General features: G+C 44.2%; 14 protein-coding genes. 8 read left to right on the forward strand and 6 right to left on the reverse strand.

Annotated features, from left to right (window positions below; genetic code table 11):
- Positions 1-90: 90 nt before the first annotated feature.
- From ACFORK_RS00470 to ACFORK_RS00480, 3 genes are all read left to right on the forward strand, one after another.
- Positions 91-1,050, forward strand: coding sequence for a vWA domain-containing protein (locus ACFORK_RS00470; protein ID WP_379194501.1), 960 nt, complete (start codon positions 91-93; stop codon positions 1,048-1,050).
- 42 nt (positions 1,051-1,092) lie between these two features.
- Positions 1,093-1,452 carry a GIY-YIG nuclease family protein gene (locus ACFORK_RS00475; RefSeq protein WP_379194503.1) on the forward strand — a complete coding sequence of 120 codons (360 nt, stop codon included), beginning with the start codon at positions 1,093-1,095 and terminating at the stop codon, positions 1,450-1,452.
- A 172-nt stretch (positions 1,453-1,624) separates the two neighbouring features.
- Positions 1,625-2,104, forward strand: a complete 480-nt coding sequence (locus tag ACFORK_RS00480) for a DUF6530 family protein (RefSeq protein ID WP_379194505.1) — start codon at positions 1,625-1,627, stop codon at positions 2,102-2,104.
- Positions 2,105-2,180: 76 nt separating this feature from the next.
- Here ACFORK_RS00480 and ACFORK_RS00485 read toward each other — a convergent pair whose 3' ends face one another.
- Complete coding sequence (locus ACFORK_RS00485) at positions 2,181-2,942, reverse strand: SDR family oxidoreductase (RefSeq protein WP_379194507.1); 762 nt, start codon at positions 2,940-2,942, stop codon at positions 2,181-2,183.
- Between the two features lie 191 nt (positions 2,943-3,133).
- On the opposite strand from ACFORK_RS00485, the gene ACFORK_RS00490 reads away from it, so the two are divergent.
- The 3 genes from ACFORK_RS00490 to ACFORK_RS00500 all read left to right on the forward strand — a co-directional run bounded on the left by ACFORK_RS00490 (position 3,134) and on the right by ACFORK_RS00500 (position 7,825).
- Positions 3,134-3,460 carry an ArsR/SmtB family transcription factor gene (locus ACFORK_RS00490; protein WP_379194509.1) on the forward strand — a complete coding sequence of 109 codons (327 nt, stop codon included), beginning with the start codon at positions 3,134-3,136 and terminating at the stop codon, positions 3,458-3,460.
- A 236-nt stretch (positions 3,461-3,696) separates the two neighbouring features.
- Positions 3,697-4,698 (forward strand): NADP-dependent oxidoreductase, encoded by a 1,002-nt coding sequence (locus ACFORK_RS00495; protein WP_379195717.1) that lies wholly within the window; start codon positions 3,697-3,699, stop codon positions 4,696-4,698.
- 19 nt (positions 4,699-4,717) lie between these two features.
- On the forward strand, positions 4,718-7,825 hold the full coding sequence (locus ACFORK_RS00500) for an MMPL/RND family transporter (RefSeq protein ID WP_379194511.1): 3,108 nt from the start codon (positions 4,718-4,720) through the stop codon (positions 7,823-7,825).
- 202 nt (positions 7,826-8,027) lie between these two features.
- Here ACFORK_RS00500 and ACFORK_RS00505 read toward each other — a convergent pair whose 3' ends face one another.
- The 3 genes from ACFORK_RS00505 to ACFORK_RS00515 all read right to left on the reverse strand — a co-directional run bounded on the left by ACFORK_RS00505 (position 8,028) and on the right by ACFORK_RS00515 (position 9,958).
- Entirely contained in the window at positions 8,028-8,282 is a 255-nt protein-coding gene (locus ACFORK_RS00505; RefSeq protein WP_379194513.1) for a DUF1450 domain-containing protein, read from the reverse strand.
- Positions 8,283-8,357: 75 nt separating this feature from the next.
- Positions 8,358-8,957: a DUF4062 domain-containing protein gene (locus ACFORK_RS00510; RefSeq protein ID WP_379194515.1), complete on the reverse strand. Its 600-nt coding sequence runs from the start codon at positions 8,955-8,957 to the stop codon at positions 8,358-8,360.
- Positions 8,958-8,995: 38 nt separating this feature from the next.
- Positions 8,996-9,958 (reverse strand): bifunctional helix-turn-helix transcriptional regulator/GNAT family N-acetyltransferase, encoded by a 963-nt coding sequence (locus tag ACFORK_RS00515; protein WP_379194517.1) that lies wholly within the window; start codon positions 9,956-9,958, stop codon positions 8,996-8,998.
- Positions 9,959-10,215: 257 nt separating this feature from the next.
- On the opposite strand from ACFORK_RS00515, the gene ACFORK_RS00520 reads away from it, so the two are divergent.
- Positions 10,216-11,067 carry an alpha/beta fold hydrolase gene (locus ACFORK_RS00520; protein ID WP_379194519.1) on the forward strand — a complete coding sequence of 284 codons (852 nt, stop codon included), beginning with the start codon at positions 10,216-10,218 and terminating at the stop codon, positions 11,065-11,067.
- A gap of 106 nt (positions 11,068-11,173) precedes the next feature.
- Here ACFORK_RS00520 and ACFORK_RS00525 read toward each other — a convergent pair whose 3' ends face one another.
- The gene (locus ACFORK_RS00525) at positions 11,174-12,679 is read right to left on the reverse strand and encodes an IMP dehydrogenase (RefSeq protein ID WP_379194521.1); all 1,506 of its coding nucleotides are present in this window, start codon (positions 12,677-12,679) and stop codon (positions 11,174-11,176) included.
- 257 nt (positions 12,680-12,936) lie between these two features.
- Between ACFORK_RS00525 and ACFORK_RS00530 the strand changes: the two genes are divergently transcribed.
- Positions 12,937-13,638: an SDR family oxidoreductase gene (locus ACFORK_RS00530; RefSeq protein WP_379194523.1), complete on the forward strand. Its 702-nt coding sequence runs from the start codon at positions 12,937-12,939 to the stop codon at positions 13,636-13,638.
- A 181-nt stretch (positions 13,639-13,819) separates the two neighbouring features.
- Here ACFORK_RS00530 and ACFORK_RS00535 read toward each other — a convergent pair whose 3' ends face one another.
- Positions 13,820-14,698, reverse strand: a complete 879-nt coding sequence (locus ACFORK_RS00535; protein ID WP_379194525.1) for a LysR family transcriptional regulator — start codon at positions 14,696-14,698, stop codon at positions 13,820-13,822.
- Positions 14,699-14,825: the final 127 nt, after the last annotated feature.

The following is a 14,825-nucleotide window of genomic DNA, read 5'->3' on the forward strand; positions in this document are numbered from 1 at the left end:
GCGAACATTGAAGATGAAAAGGCGGTCGCGCTAAAAAAGTCTGCGGATAGTGAAGAGAACTCTTCCCGTGTATCCGATGACTCAACTAACATGAGAAGTACGGATACCGGAGAAGATGGCGCTCCGCAATACCATCAGGCCAATCCCGAACCGATGTCTGAAGAGGCGAAACAAAAAGAACGCAAATTCCGTAAAAAACTCAATCAGACCGCAAGAGCGATGGTGTCAGATTCCATTCATGAGTCGGTAAAACTCATTGTTCACCGTCCCGATTACGTTCAGGAACATCAAAAGGAATATGTTAGTCTAAGCAAGGAACTTATGCCGATTGTTCAGGAAATTGCCCGCAAGACTCTTCCACTTCTGGAACATGAGACATCTTCCGAGTTTGAACGTAATCGTTACTATGGCAGCAAGTTTCAAGCTGATAGCGTGGCGTATAAAGATTACAGGTATTTTGCCAAAAAAAGACCGCCAACGGAATCCCCTTCCCTTGTGGTTGGTCTAAGAGTGGATGAATCTGCATCGATGGCAGCGTTCGGGCGACTAGAGGCGGCCAAACGAGCAGTCATCGCGGTCTATGAGTTTTGCCAAATATGCAATATCCCTGTATTAATCTATGGCGATACGGCGAATGTGTCCAGGTTGGAGCAAATGTCGATCTTTGCCTATGCTGACTTTGATAAGCCAGATGCTAATGATCGCTACAGACTGATGCGGATTCAGGCTCGTAGTAATAATCGTGACGGTATGGCCCTGAGAATTATGGGCGAACGGTTAGCCGTTTCACCAGAGCAGACGAAGCTATTAATTAGCATTAGTGATGGGCAGCCCAAAGCAATGGAGAATTATACCGGAAGATATGCCACTTCAGACATGCAACAGACCATCGAGGAGTATGAACGGAAAGGCATTACTTTTCTGGCGGCCGCTATAGGTCAAGATAAGGATGTTATCAGTGAGATTTATGGTAACGAAAGATTTTTGGATATTACGAATTTACGTGAGCTTCCTGCGAAGCTAGTGCGGATTATTGCGCGGTATTTGTAAGTTTCGATAAATATTGATTATATAAGATAAGGAGAGAAAGATATGGATATGAAGAAGCGTAAGGAACTGCTTGAGGAATACAAGCAAATTAAGATTTATATGGGTGTTGCCCAAATCAAGAATAACATCAACGGCAAAATCTTCATCGACAGCTATCCCAACTTGAAAAACAAATGGTTTACTTTGCAGATGCAGCTGGATCAAGGACGATTCGCAAATGCCCAGTTGCAAAAGGATTGGAAGGAATTCGGAGCAGATGCATTCACTTATGAGGTGCTGCAGCAGAAGGAAAGCGATAAGATTACAGATATGCGGTGGGAACAGAAACAAATCTTGAAGCCGTGGCTAGAGAAGCTGCAGCCTTACGGTGACAAAGGATACAATAAACCTCCAAAGGAATAAATGATTTCATAGATATAATGAGGCTAGAAGCCCGTCAATTGAACAATTGGCGGGTTTTGTGATTCCATTGAAACCTGTCCAAAGACGGATTTGACTAACAGTGTAATTAGAGATAAGATGAAACCGTCATTTAGTAATTTAGTGAATAGGTAAACGGAATGAGGGAATGAAAGTGAAAATACCTACGTATTTAAAACATAAACCTGTTGTCGTGTCGGAGAATTATGAGAAGGTTGACGGCCGGATGGCCGGTAACACGGACGCGAAAGGTCTTTCCTTGGGACTAGCCCAGTGGAATGATAGAGGTAAGGTCGATATTTCAGCTAAAGTATGGAGATACACAGGAGAGAAATGGTCAAGACAATCCGAGGAACTGCCGCTTCATCGCGTGCTAGATCTATCCATTCTGATTTGTCGGTCATTGGAACATTTTCGTGAAGCCTATCGATATGAGAATTTATATGACCCAGAGCAGCCTGTTATCGACCGGGTAGGTCTGCAAGGGGATGCTATGACTGTGTCAGTATGTACGGACAATGAAAGAATTAATGAGGATATTAAACTGTTCAGCCAAGCGTTAAGTGATGACGATGAAATGATCGGCGAGCGTCTGCGAACGTTATCTAAGATATTGAAGGATATGGGTTATTAAACAAAAAAGTGGCAGTCATGAGGACAAAGGTATGCCCCCGTGACTGCCACTTTTTTATCAGATCATCACCGTTAATTTACAGACGCGATCCACCACTTGCATCAATTCGTTGACCGGTTACCCAGCGGCTGTCCGATGAGGCAAGAAAGGCGGCGATATCGGCGATATCTTCCGATTCTCCCCATCTGTTGAAGGTTGAGAGGCTAGCAGCAGACTTCTGTCCATTCGGATCTTGCAGTGTACCTGCATTCATCTCTGTATTAATAATGCCCGGCTGAATGGCATTCACTGTAATATGACGACTTCCAAGCTGCTGAGCCAAAACATGTGTAAATGTATCTATGGCACCCTTGGACACGCTGTAAGTGAACACACTAGGTGAGGCCACACGTGTAACAAACGATGAGATATTGATAATACGGCCTCCATCATTCAGGCGTGGCAAAGCTTGTTGGGTAACAAAAAGGGGTGCTTTGACATTAATGTTCATAACTTCGTCAAACGACTCTTCTGTTGCCTCTTCCAGCGTTAATATTTGACCGATTCCGGCGTTATTCACAAGAATATCAAACCGATTATCACCGGTCTGTTCCCTAAGAGCTTTATCCAAAGAAGCATATAAATTAGTAATGCCGTTAGATGTGCTTAGATCAGCTCCAATCGTAAAGGCGGTACCTCCACTTTGCTTGATTTCTTTCACGACATCTTCTGCTTCATTGCGTCTTGCCCCATAGTGTACAGCTACCGTGGCCCCCTCTTGTGCCAGACGTAACGCTATACCTCGACCAATCCCACGGCTTGCACCGGTTACTAGAGCGATTTTACCTTTTAAATTCATCCTGTTTCCATCTCCTTGTGTCGAATTCATGGTTAAGATTATCACAGGGAGAGGTTTGAAATGTTGCTCTCATATTCTACAACCCGCGAAGAAGATTGATAGTACAATCGATTGAAAAGGTTGATTTTATCAAGAAGATGTTTATAATATGTTTATGTAATTAAACGGATGAACGAAAGGGAGGGAGTGGTATGAGCCAAAATACTGAGCTTATTGTGGAACAATTTAAAGAATGTATTCCTTTGCTGGAAGTGCTGACAGATGAGAAGCGTCAAGCGATCATTTTACTGCTGGCACAGCATAAAATGGGGCTTAATGTTAACACTATTGCGGAGCATATCAATTTGTCCAGACCTGCCGTTTCCCATCATTTGAAGGTGTTGAAACAGTCTGGCTATGTTAGTTTTGAGAAAAAGAGTGTGGAAAATCACTATATACTGACTGTCCGCAAACCGCTTGAGCAGCTCAAATCATTAATTGAGGCCATTGAATCCCAGTGCAATCACCTTAATAATTAGTATTGATGCAAGAACGTTTTTTCTTGCACATTAGGTCCATATGTTTAAACTAATGATCATATACTGATAGCATAAATGAAGACCATGATCATTTTTATATAAAAAGTATTAAATCATAATTTGGGAGGTGCTTATTCAGCATAAAGCATAACTTAGGTGCCAAAACTACATTTTGACGCACAATACGTTTATATGTTTATATGTTTAAACTAATGAACTTAATAGAAGTGATAGAAGTGAAAGCTATGTTGATTGAGAAATACGGAAAAGATGTACCTTTATTGATGAAAGACCGCCCCATGCCTGAGATTGGAGAAGACGATGTACTGGTGGAAATTTACGCGGCCAGCTTGAATCCAATTGATTTTAAAGTAAAAGAGGGAAAAGCAAAGTTCCTGCTCAAGTATGATATGCCTTTAATCTTGGGCAATGATTTTGCAGGTGTGATCACTAAAGTTGGCGGCCGAGTGAAAGACTATAAACCCGGGGATGAAGTGTACGGGAGACCGCGCAAAGGCCGGATTGGAACATTAGCTGAGTATATAGCGGTTCATCAGGATGATATTTCATTAAAGCCGCGGAATCTAAACTTTGTCGAAGCAGCATCCATACCGTTGGTCGGACTTACGACATATCAAGCCTTTCACGATATTTTGAAGCTGCAAAAAGGACAGAAGATCTTGATCCACGCAGGGGCAGGCGGTGTAGGCACCTTCGCTATCCAGTTGGCTAAATTAATGGGCGCTGTTGTCGCCACCACGGCAAGTGATAAGGGATATGAATTGGTTAAATTGATGGGTGCTGATCACATTATTAATTATAAGAAAGAGAATTTTGAAGAGCTGCTTCATGGATATGATGCTGTGTATGATACCTTGGGCGGCGAAGCCTTGGAAAAATCATTTCAGATCCTGAAGCCACATGGAAAAATAGTCTCTGTCTCCGGCTTGCCCAACGCAAGATTTGGGAAGGAAGCACAGCTAGGCTGGTTGAAGACAACCATTTTATCCATCGCCAGTCATAAACTCACTGCACTCGAGAAGAAGACTGGGAGTAGTTATCATTTCCTTTTTATGAAACCGAGTGGTACGCAATTAAAGATCATTAAGGAATTTATTGAAGAAGGTCACATTAAGCCGGTGATTGATAAGGTGTTTGATTTCAAGAATGCTGCGCAAGCGCTGAAATATCTGGAGGGCGGAAGTGCCAAAGGAAAAGTTGTCGTTAAAATAAAGTGATGGTAAAGGGAGACTAATAATGAAACTGATTTTGAAATGGAAATGGCTTATTGTCGCGATTTGGGTTGCAGCTGCAGCCTTGCTGATTAATTATATGCCGGATATGGAGCAGCTTGTTCGTGAAAAGGGTCAGGCCAGTGTTCCTGAGAGGTACTCTTCCAAACAAGCAGAACGGCTGATTCGGGAGTTGAATGGACAATCAGAGAATGCGAATGAAATGTCAGTCGTCGCAGTTTTTTACAGTGAGGATAAGCTGAATACAGCGCAGATGGATCAGATTGAAACAGGCATCCAAGCGCTGGAGCAGCAGAAATTGGACTTAGGCATTCGTTCCATTCTGTCACCGGGCAATGAGGATATGAAGGAGCAGCTTCGCTCTAAAGACGGAACTACGGCTCTTGCTGTGGTTACAGTGGATATAGGCAACCGCTCCAAAGAAGAGATCAGAAATCTTCTGATGGACAAATTGGAGCAGGTAAAGGTGGAACATTATCTCACTGGATCAGAACTCATAATGGAGGATTTCGTCAAGACCACCCAAGCTGGTGTTAAAAAAACAGAAGGTGTTGCGGTCGTCTTCATTATTGTCGTCCTGATCTTAATCTTCCGTTCACCGGTGACCCCGATCATTTCACTTGTGACTGTAGGAATAACATTTCTAATCTCGTTAGGTACTGTAACTCAGTTGGTCGACAAGTTCAATTTTCCCTTCTCCGGCTTCACACAAATTTTTTTAATACTGGTCCTATTCGGAATTGGCACAGATTACATCATTCTATTATTTATGCGATTCAAAGAAGAGTTGTCCCGGCGTGAAACGACCTTGGATGCGATTATTCATACCTACAAAACCGCAGGCCGAACCGTATTGTATAGCGGGGTAGCGGTGTTGATCGGTTTTAGCAGCTTGGGACTGGCTGAATTCCAATTGTTCAAATCTGCATCAGCAGTCGGCATCGGTGTGGGAATCTTACTCTTGGCTTTGTTCACGATTGTACCGATATTTATGGGACTTCTGGGTCGCATAAGCTTCTGGCCATCCAAAGCAACCGGTGAGCATAACGGAAACAAGCTGATCTCTGGTATCACAGGATTTGCAGTAAAACGCCCAATCTGGGGGATTCTCATTACGATCGTGATTGCTGTGCCCATCTCTCTGTTCTATTCCGGGCATTTGAGCTACAACTCACTGGACGAGATTAAGGATTCATACCCGTCTGTGAAGGGAATTCATATTGTTTATGATCATTTTCCGGCGGGTCAGGCCTCGCCTACAACAGTGGTCATGAAGGCAGGAGAGTCCCTCGATTCGTCAGCGAATTTGGCTTTTATCGATAGCGTCACCGAGCAATTAACTTCTATTGATGGCGTAGATAAGGTATTTAGTGCGACCCGACCTCATGGGGAGAAAATTAAAGAACTATACACTAGTGATCAGTCCGCCTCGCTTAGCGAAGGTATTGGAAAAGCGAATGACGGAATTGGCACGATTAAGGATGGATTATCCGGCGCAGTGGATCAGCTGGCAACTGTTCCGCTGGATCAATTCAACAAAGTGAATGATTTGGTAACTGGAACAAAGAAGGTACAAGAGGGGATGAATCAGTCCATTGCAGCACTGAACAAGATTTCTGCTGGGTTGGACAAAGGAACGGTTGGCGCAGGAGAGTTGAAACAGGGCTTACACAATCTGAATGGGAATTTGGCGAAGCTGAATGAATCAACGGCCACGATAAGCTCCGGTCTCCCCAAGATTACAGAGGGGTATAACACACTCTACACACAGTATGACAATATCAAGAAGTCGCTGGATAGCATCATCGCAGTATCCAAAGGTATGAACGATACCATCGGCCGCTTGGAAGAGTCTAATGGAGATTTGAAGAACAGCGCTGACTTTTTAGTATTGAAGAGTACGTCAGCAGCGCTCAGTGAACAGTTAACAAAGCTAAGTCAAGGGATGAACCAGTTAAACCAACAGTTCAATGCAGTGAACGGTCAACTGGTTACTGTTAAGCAGGGCATGCAGCAAATTCAGCTTGGGCAGAAGAAGATCAGACAAGGCTCTGCACAGTTGGAGGACGGTGCTGCCAAACTTCAGGAAGGTCTTGCTCAAGGCAGTGCGGGGCAGAAACAGGTTACAAGCAAGATGCCTGCTCTAGCTGAAGGAATGAGTAGCATTGTACAGGGACAAGTGGAGTTAAATAAAGGACTGAGCAATTTAGCAAGCAACCTTCCTCAGCTGAAAAATGGGTTAGGGGATAGTGTAAAAGGATTAGAAAAGATTTCTGATGGGCTGACGAGTACGACTCGTTACTTGAACGAAGTTGTTCGAACAGGTTCCTCCGAGACCTTCTTTATTCCAGAACAAGTACGGACAGGAGCAACCTTCGCCAAGTCGTTGGATACGTATATGTCTCCAGACAGACATGAAGCCCAGTGGACGATACTTCTGAAGGAAGATCCTTATTCTTCCCATGCAATGGAGACAGTACAGCAAATCCAGGAAAGATTCGACCAATTGCTTCAGCAGTCGGAATTTGCCAAGGCTGAATATGGTATTGGGGGCATATCCGCGCAGAACCAGGATCTCAATACGATGTCTACGGGAGATTTTACGAAGACAGCAGTCATTATGCTCATTGGGATATTCATTTTCTTGATGATCATCACCCGGTCCTTTTGGATCCCGCTCGGGGCTATCATTTCGTTGGTACTGGCTTACCTTACAGCATTGGCAGCAACAGAGTGGATCTTTGGTACATTCACAACTCATAAAGATCTGACATGGACCATTCCGTTCTTCTCGTTCATTATGATCATCGCTTTGGGGGTAGACTATAGTATCTTCCTGATCATGCGCTATCTGGAGTACAAGGATTGGAATCCGCGGCAAGCGATCTATGAAGCCATGAAGCACACAGGTGGGGTAATCATCTCGGCGGTCTTTATTCTTTCAGGCACGTTTGCCGCTATGATTCCATCAGGTGTATTAACCTTGCTGCAGTTGGCTACAGCAGTCATTATTGCTTTGGCTTTACTGGCTCTGTTGCTATTGCCTCTGTTCTTACCAGCCTTTATTAGTCTTTCTACAGCATCATTTTTCAAGAAAAAGACTGATCATTAGAACTGGCTGAATTTTTTCGAGCCGCCGTATGGTAACCCGTATGGACGGTGGTGTGAGAGAGGACGGGAGCTTGCTGCTCCCTCCTGCTTGATTAGAATGGTGTAATTAAAGGCATTTTTGTACCCTAATTCGGATGCAACTCAAAAATGCTGTTAATTTGGAGTTGTGTGCCATTTCGTGATCCGGGAGGTGTTGAGGATGTTTATGCTTCCCAGAAAGCCTTTATCTCTTCAGCGATGGCTTCTTTAGCAAGTTCAAGGCATTGATCCATTGTTTTTGCGTAAACTCTCTTGTTGCCAACCATTACATAAGGGACAGCCCTGCACATATTGCACATCGTCAAACAATCCGTTCTCATGATGGCAACTTCGGGAAATTCGTCCTCCAAATCTTCCAGGGGAAGCGCAGCGATGGAATTCCGGGTACATACTTCAACAACAACAAGTCCTAATGACATAATAATCACCTACTGTAAGCTTTTTATTTAAAATTTTAAGTTTTCTGCGTTTGCTTTATTATCGCACATTTCTGCTTATTGATGTTCTTTTTTGATTTTCTCTAACTCAGCTTGTAATCTGGCATTCTCTTTCAATAACTCTGCGTTCTCTTCTGATAGTCTCTGTACATCCGGGATCTCTTTGCCCGATACCCAGCCAGACAAATCGTCTCTTCTTGCATACTCTGGGAGCAGGTCACGAATCACCATGTGAATGTGCGGTTCACTTTCAACATGAAATATAGGAACTTGTTCCATTACGGATTGTTTGAACGCTTGGAGCTCTGGATAATTTTCCATAACTACAAAGTCGTACGGTTTTTGTCTTAAGGCTTCATCTGTGAGGACAAAAGCAAACCTAGGTTTCCCCAGTTCTCCGGCATAATCATATTCCGAGTGCGTATAACTCAGGGATTCATCTGGAAGCAATGGACCATAGTACCCTCCGAGAATCAGGATAAAGATATCCGATTCCTGAATCCATTTCTTAGTCAATTCCGTTTTATTGTACTTAAAAATCAGTTCCATGCCCGCAGGGATGTGACCGGCTCTGAGTATAGCTTGCACAGCAGCTTGGCGTTCCTCAATCAGGTCGTTAAAAGTAGAGGAGATGAAGACTTGCAATTTTTTTCGCATAGGCCACCTATATTAATTAAATTTTAATATAAATGGTATCATCGGGTTACGCTATAGTGCAAATTCATCTCGAAGGTTTGTTCCACATGCTGGACACCCCACGCTTTGTTCTCACGTTCTCCAGTTTTTCTAAACCCTACTTTCTCATACATGGCAATCGCCGTCTTCTGGTCTTCCGTTGTCTCCAGGAATACTGTCTGATACTGCTTGTCCCGGCAATATTGCAGCGCCTCACCCAGTAGTTTCTTGCCAAGCCCAAATCCGCGATAATCCGGATGCAAAATAAACCATCTCAACTGAGCTTTCTCGGATGAGTGTCCGATAATTGCGATCGCGCCAACCAGTTCACCACCGGCTTCCGCCAGCCAAAACCGATCTTTATCTGGGTTATAGTGCTCCAAAAATTCATAGAATGTCTTGCACACATACCCTTCAAAGGAGTGGTTGTAGCCACATTCTTTGGCATAGACCCAGCCGTGCAATTGAATCAAGGTACCGATATCTCCCGGTCTAAGATCATGGCGGATATGAATGTCTGGTTTTGCTTTTACATCAGCTTCGTCTGACAGGGCTTGTTCGATTACGGTCATGCTCTTAGCTAGCGCTTGTTGCTCTTGATCGGGCAGCGTGCTGATCATCTGGTGAATCTGCTGCTCAGACCTGGTATTCAACTGGTGAAGGATATTTTTTCCTTGTTCGGTCAAATACAAGTAATAAGATCTTTTATCTTCCTCAGACGGCATCCGGTAGGTGAGATTCTCCCGCTCAAACCGTTTCAATATTCTGCTTAAGTACCCGGCATCCAGTCTCAGTCGATCAATAAGAATCTTGGCTGTACATTGTTCGTTATTCCCGATTTCATATAGAACACGTGCTTCAGACAACGAAAAATCGCTATCCAGTAAGTGCTGATCGAGTAATCCGAGGACATTCGTATAAAAACGGTTGAATTGCCGGATGATTGGAACTACTTGAAGTTGTTCAGACTGTTCAGACTGCATTGCAGGCTACCGCCTTTCATTATTGAGTAGATTCAATTTAAGATTTTTAGTTGACTTTGTCAAATAAATTTCAATGGTAATGTTATCACTTAATAATGCTACCTCTTAATTATGGAGAGGGATGATCCTAAATAGCTTCATTTACTTTATAAATATCATATGTTACTATGATCATAGGTTATCGATAACGAAATAAAACGATGAAGTCAATCTGCCTGTTCACTAGCAGAATGAACTCCAATTGAGGTGGAATTATCATGGATCAACAATCTTTATACAAAACGGAAGCAGGAAAAGCTGCTGTGTTGGATATATATCATCAACTGCTGGCCAAGCTCACGGTTCCTTATGAAGAAATGTATTTGAACACACCACACGGAAAAACGCATGTGATTGCAAGTGGAGCGGAATCGTCACCGCCGCTAATTCTTTTGCATGGCTCTGGTTCAAATGCCACGATGTGGGTAGGGGATATCGCACATTACTCCAAAAGCTATAGAGTATACGCCGTAGACATTCCTGGAGATCCCGGGAAAAGTGAGGATGTACAGCACCCTCTGAAGAGTCCGGCTTATTCTGAATGGATGGATGATGTTCTGCGCGCTTTACAGGTTGAAAAGGTAGCGTTGATCGGGATTTCTCTGGGGGCTTGGATGGCTGTCAATTATGCAGTGAAACATCCGGAGAAGGTGGAGAAGCTGGTGCTGATGTCGCCTTCCGGGATTGGCCCGCAGCGAGTCTCTTTCCTGTTCAGAGCGATGCCGTTCTTGCTAATGGGAGAGAAGGGAAGAGATAAGGTTTCTCGTCTCGTTAATGGCATTGTGGAGCTTCCGGAACAGTCCATGCAGAATACGAAGATTATCGCCCGCCATTTTCGCTTTCGGTCAGAGACGGTGCCGATTTTTACAGATCAAGAGCTTAGCCGGTTGACCATGCCTGTCCTATTAATTGCTGGCGCCAAGGATGTCATGCTCCACTCGCACAAGACCGCAGCACGGCTGTCCAGCCTGCTGCCTCATGCCAACATTCAACTGTTGCCGGAATACGGTCATGTTCTGATCAAACAGACCCCTCGTATATTGCCATTTCTAATGGACAATTCGAAATGAGATAACAGAAGCCAATAAACTAAAGAAGAGCAGAAGCACCTATCAGGAAAGGGATAGAAGCCTCTGCTCTTTTATTCAACAATTATACTTTTTTAACAATTTTCAATTAATCAACATGGAAGGTAGAAGTATTCTCCTTCAGAATGACATCATGGGCGCCGCCTTCTACGAGACTTGTTGCGGATACAAGGGTGATTCGTGCTTTCTCCTGTAGTTCGTGAATAGACAAGGCGCCACAATTACAGAAGGTCGATTTGATAATCCCCAGCGATTTGTCCAGGTTCTCGCGCAGACTTCCGGCGTAAGGCACATAAGAATCTACACCTTCTTCGAACAATAGTGTAGCTTTGCCGCCGGTATCGTATCTCTCCCAATTGCGTGCCCGGTTGGAGCCTTCGCCCCAGTATTCTTTAACGAAATTGCCGCCAATTTTCACCTTTTTCGTAGGGCTTTCATCAAAACGGGCAAAATATCTGCCCAGCATGATGAAGTCTGCGCCCATAGCAAGGGCAAGCGTAATATGATAATCATGCACAATTCCGCCATCCGAGCAGATTGGTACATAAATACCAGTCTCCTCGTAATACTCGTCTCTAGCCTTGGCAACTTCCTGCACCGCAGAGGCTTGTCCCCGTCCGATGCCTTTTTGTTCGCGTGTGATACAGATAGAGCCGCCGCCAATACCTACTTTGATGAAATCAGCACCAGCTTCAACCAAGTAACGGAATCCTTCGCGGTCGACCACGTTGCCGGCGCCGATCACAACATCAAAGTTCTCTTTCACATATTGAACCGTCTCTGCCTGCCATTCTGTATAGCCGTCCGATGAGTCTACTACCAGCGCATCTACGCCAGCTTCCACCAATGCGGGAACCCGCTCTTTATAGTCACGAGAATTAATCCCTGCGCCGACAATATAGCTTTTTTCACTGTCCAGCAGCTCATTAGGAAATTCTTTGTTTCGGTCATAGTCCTTACGGAATACAAGATGAACCAGTTTTTGCTCGCCATCAATGAGAGGCAATGAATTGAGCTTATGTTCCCAGATCAGGTCATTGGCTTCCTTCAAAGTCATGCCGGCTTGACCACAGATCAGGGATTCAAATGGGGTCATGAATTCACTTACCGGCTTGTCCAGCGAATCGCGGGAAATCCGATAATCTCTTCCGGTCACGATCCCTAATAATTTTCCGGTAGCTGATCCATCTTCGGTTATAGCAACAGTGGAGTGGCCATGCTTCTCCTTTAGTTCCAGTACATCTTTGAGCGTATGCTGGGGTGTGAGGTTGGAACGGCTGACCACAAGTCCTGCTTTGTACGCTTTAACCTTCCGGACCATTTCAACTTGGCTGCTGATGGACTGGGAGCCGAATAAGAAAGAAATCCCGCCATTTTGTGCCAGGGCAACCGCTAACCGGTTATCGGATACGGACTGCATAACAGCAGAAGAGAACGGGACTTTTAACTGCAGGCGTGACTTCTCCCCGCGTTTGAACTTAGCAATAGGCGTCGTTAAATCAACCTTGTCAGGTGTACAGCTTTTGGTAGTCAAATTCGGGACAAGCAAATACTCACTAAACGTACGCGAAGGTTCTGAATAATAATAAGCCACCTGTTAAATCCCCTCTCTGATTGCAAAAGTAAATTCATTTCTTCATTAAAATTTGAAAGTATTATACTTATCATAATTACAGATGTCAAACGAAAAATGAAATGACGCAGGCTTAGGAAATAAGAATTGACAGATATGATAAGTGAAATATATTATGATCATAATATTTTAGAGAGGGGGATTATACACAAATAGAATGGATTCCAGGAAATCAGGCAACTACTTAAGATAAATAAACACTAAAGGAGCTTACTATAATGGATATTTCACAACAAGTCGCACTGGTCAGTGGCGCCAACCGGGGTCTGGGTAAGAAACTGGCGCTGGAGCTGCTGGATAGAGGAGCCAAAGTATACGCAGGTGCCCGTAATCTGGACACAATCGATTTCCCTGGAGTTATCCCGGTTCAGCTTGATATCACCAACCCAGAGTCAGTGGCTGCTGCAGCCAAAACGGCAGGGGATGTGACACTGCTGATCAATAACGCAGGGATCTCCACAAAAACGGATCTACTGACGGGGTCACTCGAAGATATTAATCTGGAATTCAACACGCATTTCTTCGGCAACCTCTCGATGATTCGCGCCTTTGCACCGGTTATTGAACAGAATGGCGGCGGTACAATCCTGAATATTCTATCGGTATTGTCCTGGTTCAGTATTGGTGCTGACGGTGCGTATTCCTCAGCGAAATCTGCCGAGTGGGGATTGACGAATGCCCTGCGTTTGAAATTGACGGAGAAGAACATTAGAGTGGCCGGCCTGCACGTCGGTTTTATGGATACGGACATGACGGCTGGGATTAATGCCCCGAAGGCAGATCCGCAAGATGTTGCGAGAATGGCTATTGATGGAATTGCCTCCGATCTTTATGAAATCATCGCCGATGATATTAGCAAGCAGGTCAAAGCAGGACTCTCTGGCGACATTTCGGCGCTCTACTCGCAATTACGTAAATGAGGTTTGTCTTCAGAAGAAGCATCACGGGATAGTCTAAAGGTATAATTCCGTAACAGCTTGCGCTCTTTTTTAGAACGATAAGTCTCGAATTATTATGTGTGTTGTCACAAGTTGAAATCAAAAACTGCGCCCAATGTTAGAGCGAACTAACAACACGGACGCAGTTTTTATTTATAGGAAGTTACTTGACCTGTTTAATAAAACTTGAGGCTGCATGAGTTAACGGCATGTTACGCATCGTCATGATGCCCACATGAGAAGGGGGGAGTGTAATATCCAATTGGATTTCGAAAAGAGAGCCTTCCTCCAGCTCTTTCGCTACAAATTCTCTGGTTACATACGAAATGCCGAGTCCTCTGCGCGCAAATTCAATGAGTAGATCCACACTGCCTACCTCAATCTCAGGCTTCAGCGTATATCCATAGTTCTGAAATAACTCCGTAATCGCCATCCGTGCCCGACTATTGCGCGAGAAGAGAATCACGGGATATTGCAGCAATACTTCTAAGGATAGAACGACATCTTTTAAAATGGTATATTGCGGGCCAGCGACAAAGCAATCTTGCAGCTGAATGGTCTCTCTGGCTTCAAGCTGGGGGTCGAGAATCGGCAGACGAACTACACCAAGGTCGATGGTACCTTCTTTTAGGAACGTCATGATCTCCGGTGTGGTACCGTGGTTCAGATGCAGCTTGATCCCTGGATAGTTCTTATGGAAGTCTTCCAGGTAAGGGAGCAAATAATGCTTGAATAAGGAATCGCTCCCGCCGATTCGCAGTTCGCCGTTGTCTAGATTTTTTAGTGCGGCCATCTTCTCTTCAGCCATGGAGATCAGAATCTGCGACTGTTCAATATAGGAATATAGAATCGTGCCTTCTTGAGTAAGAGCGACACCTTTCGAGTTACGGTAAAAAAGAGTGATTCCAAAGTTCTGCTCAAGCTGCTTAATGGCATGACTGACGCTAGGTTGGGTGAGATACAATGCCTTGGCTGCTTGCGTCAAACTTCCGGTCTTGGCGGCCCAATAAAAAACCTTATATAACTCATAATTATTAGTCATAGATGGTGTTTATAGCTCCTGTGAAATTTATTAATTACATGTATAGCTCCTAAAAGTATTATAGTGGAACTATAGAAGAGAAACCACTGCGTAAAAGTTGTCAGAAGACTAGAGTGCAGTTACGGCT

Source organism: Paenibacillus sp. GCM10012306 (assembly GCF_042649265.1).
Classification (GTDB): domain Bacteria; phylum Bacillota; class Bacilli; order Paenibacillales; family Paenibacillaceae; genus Paenibacillus_AQ.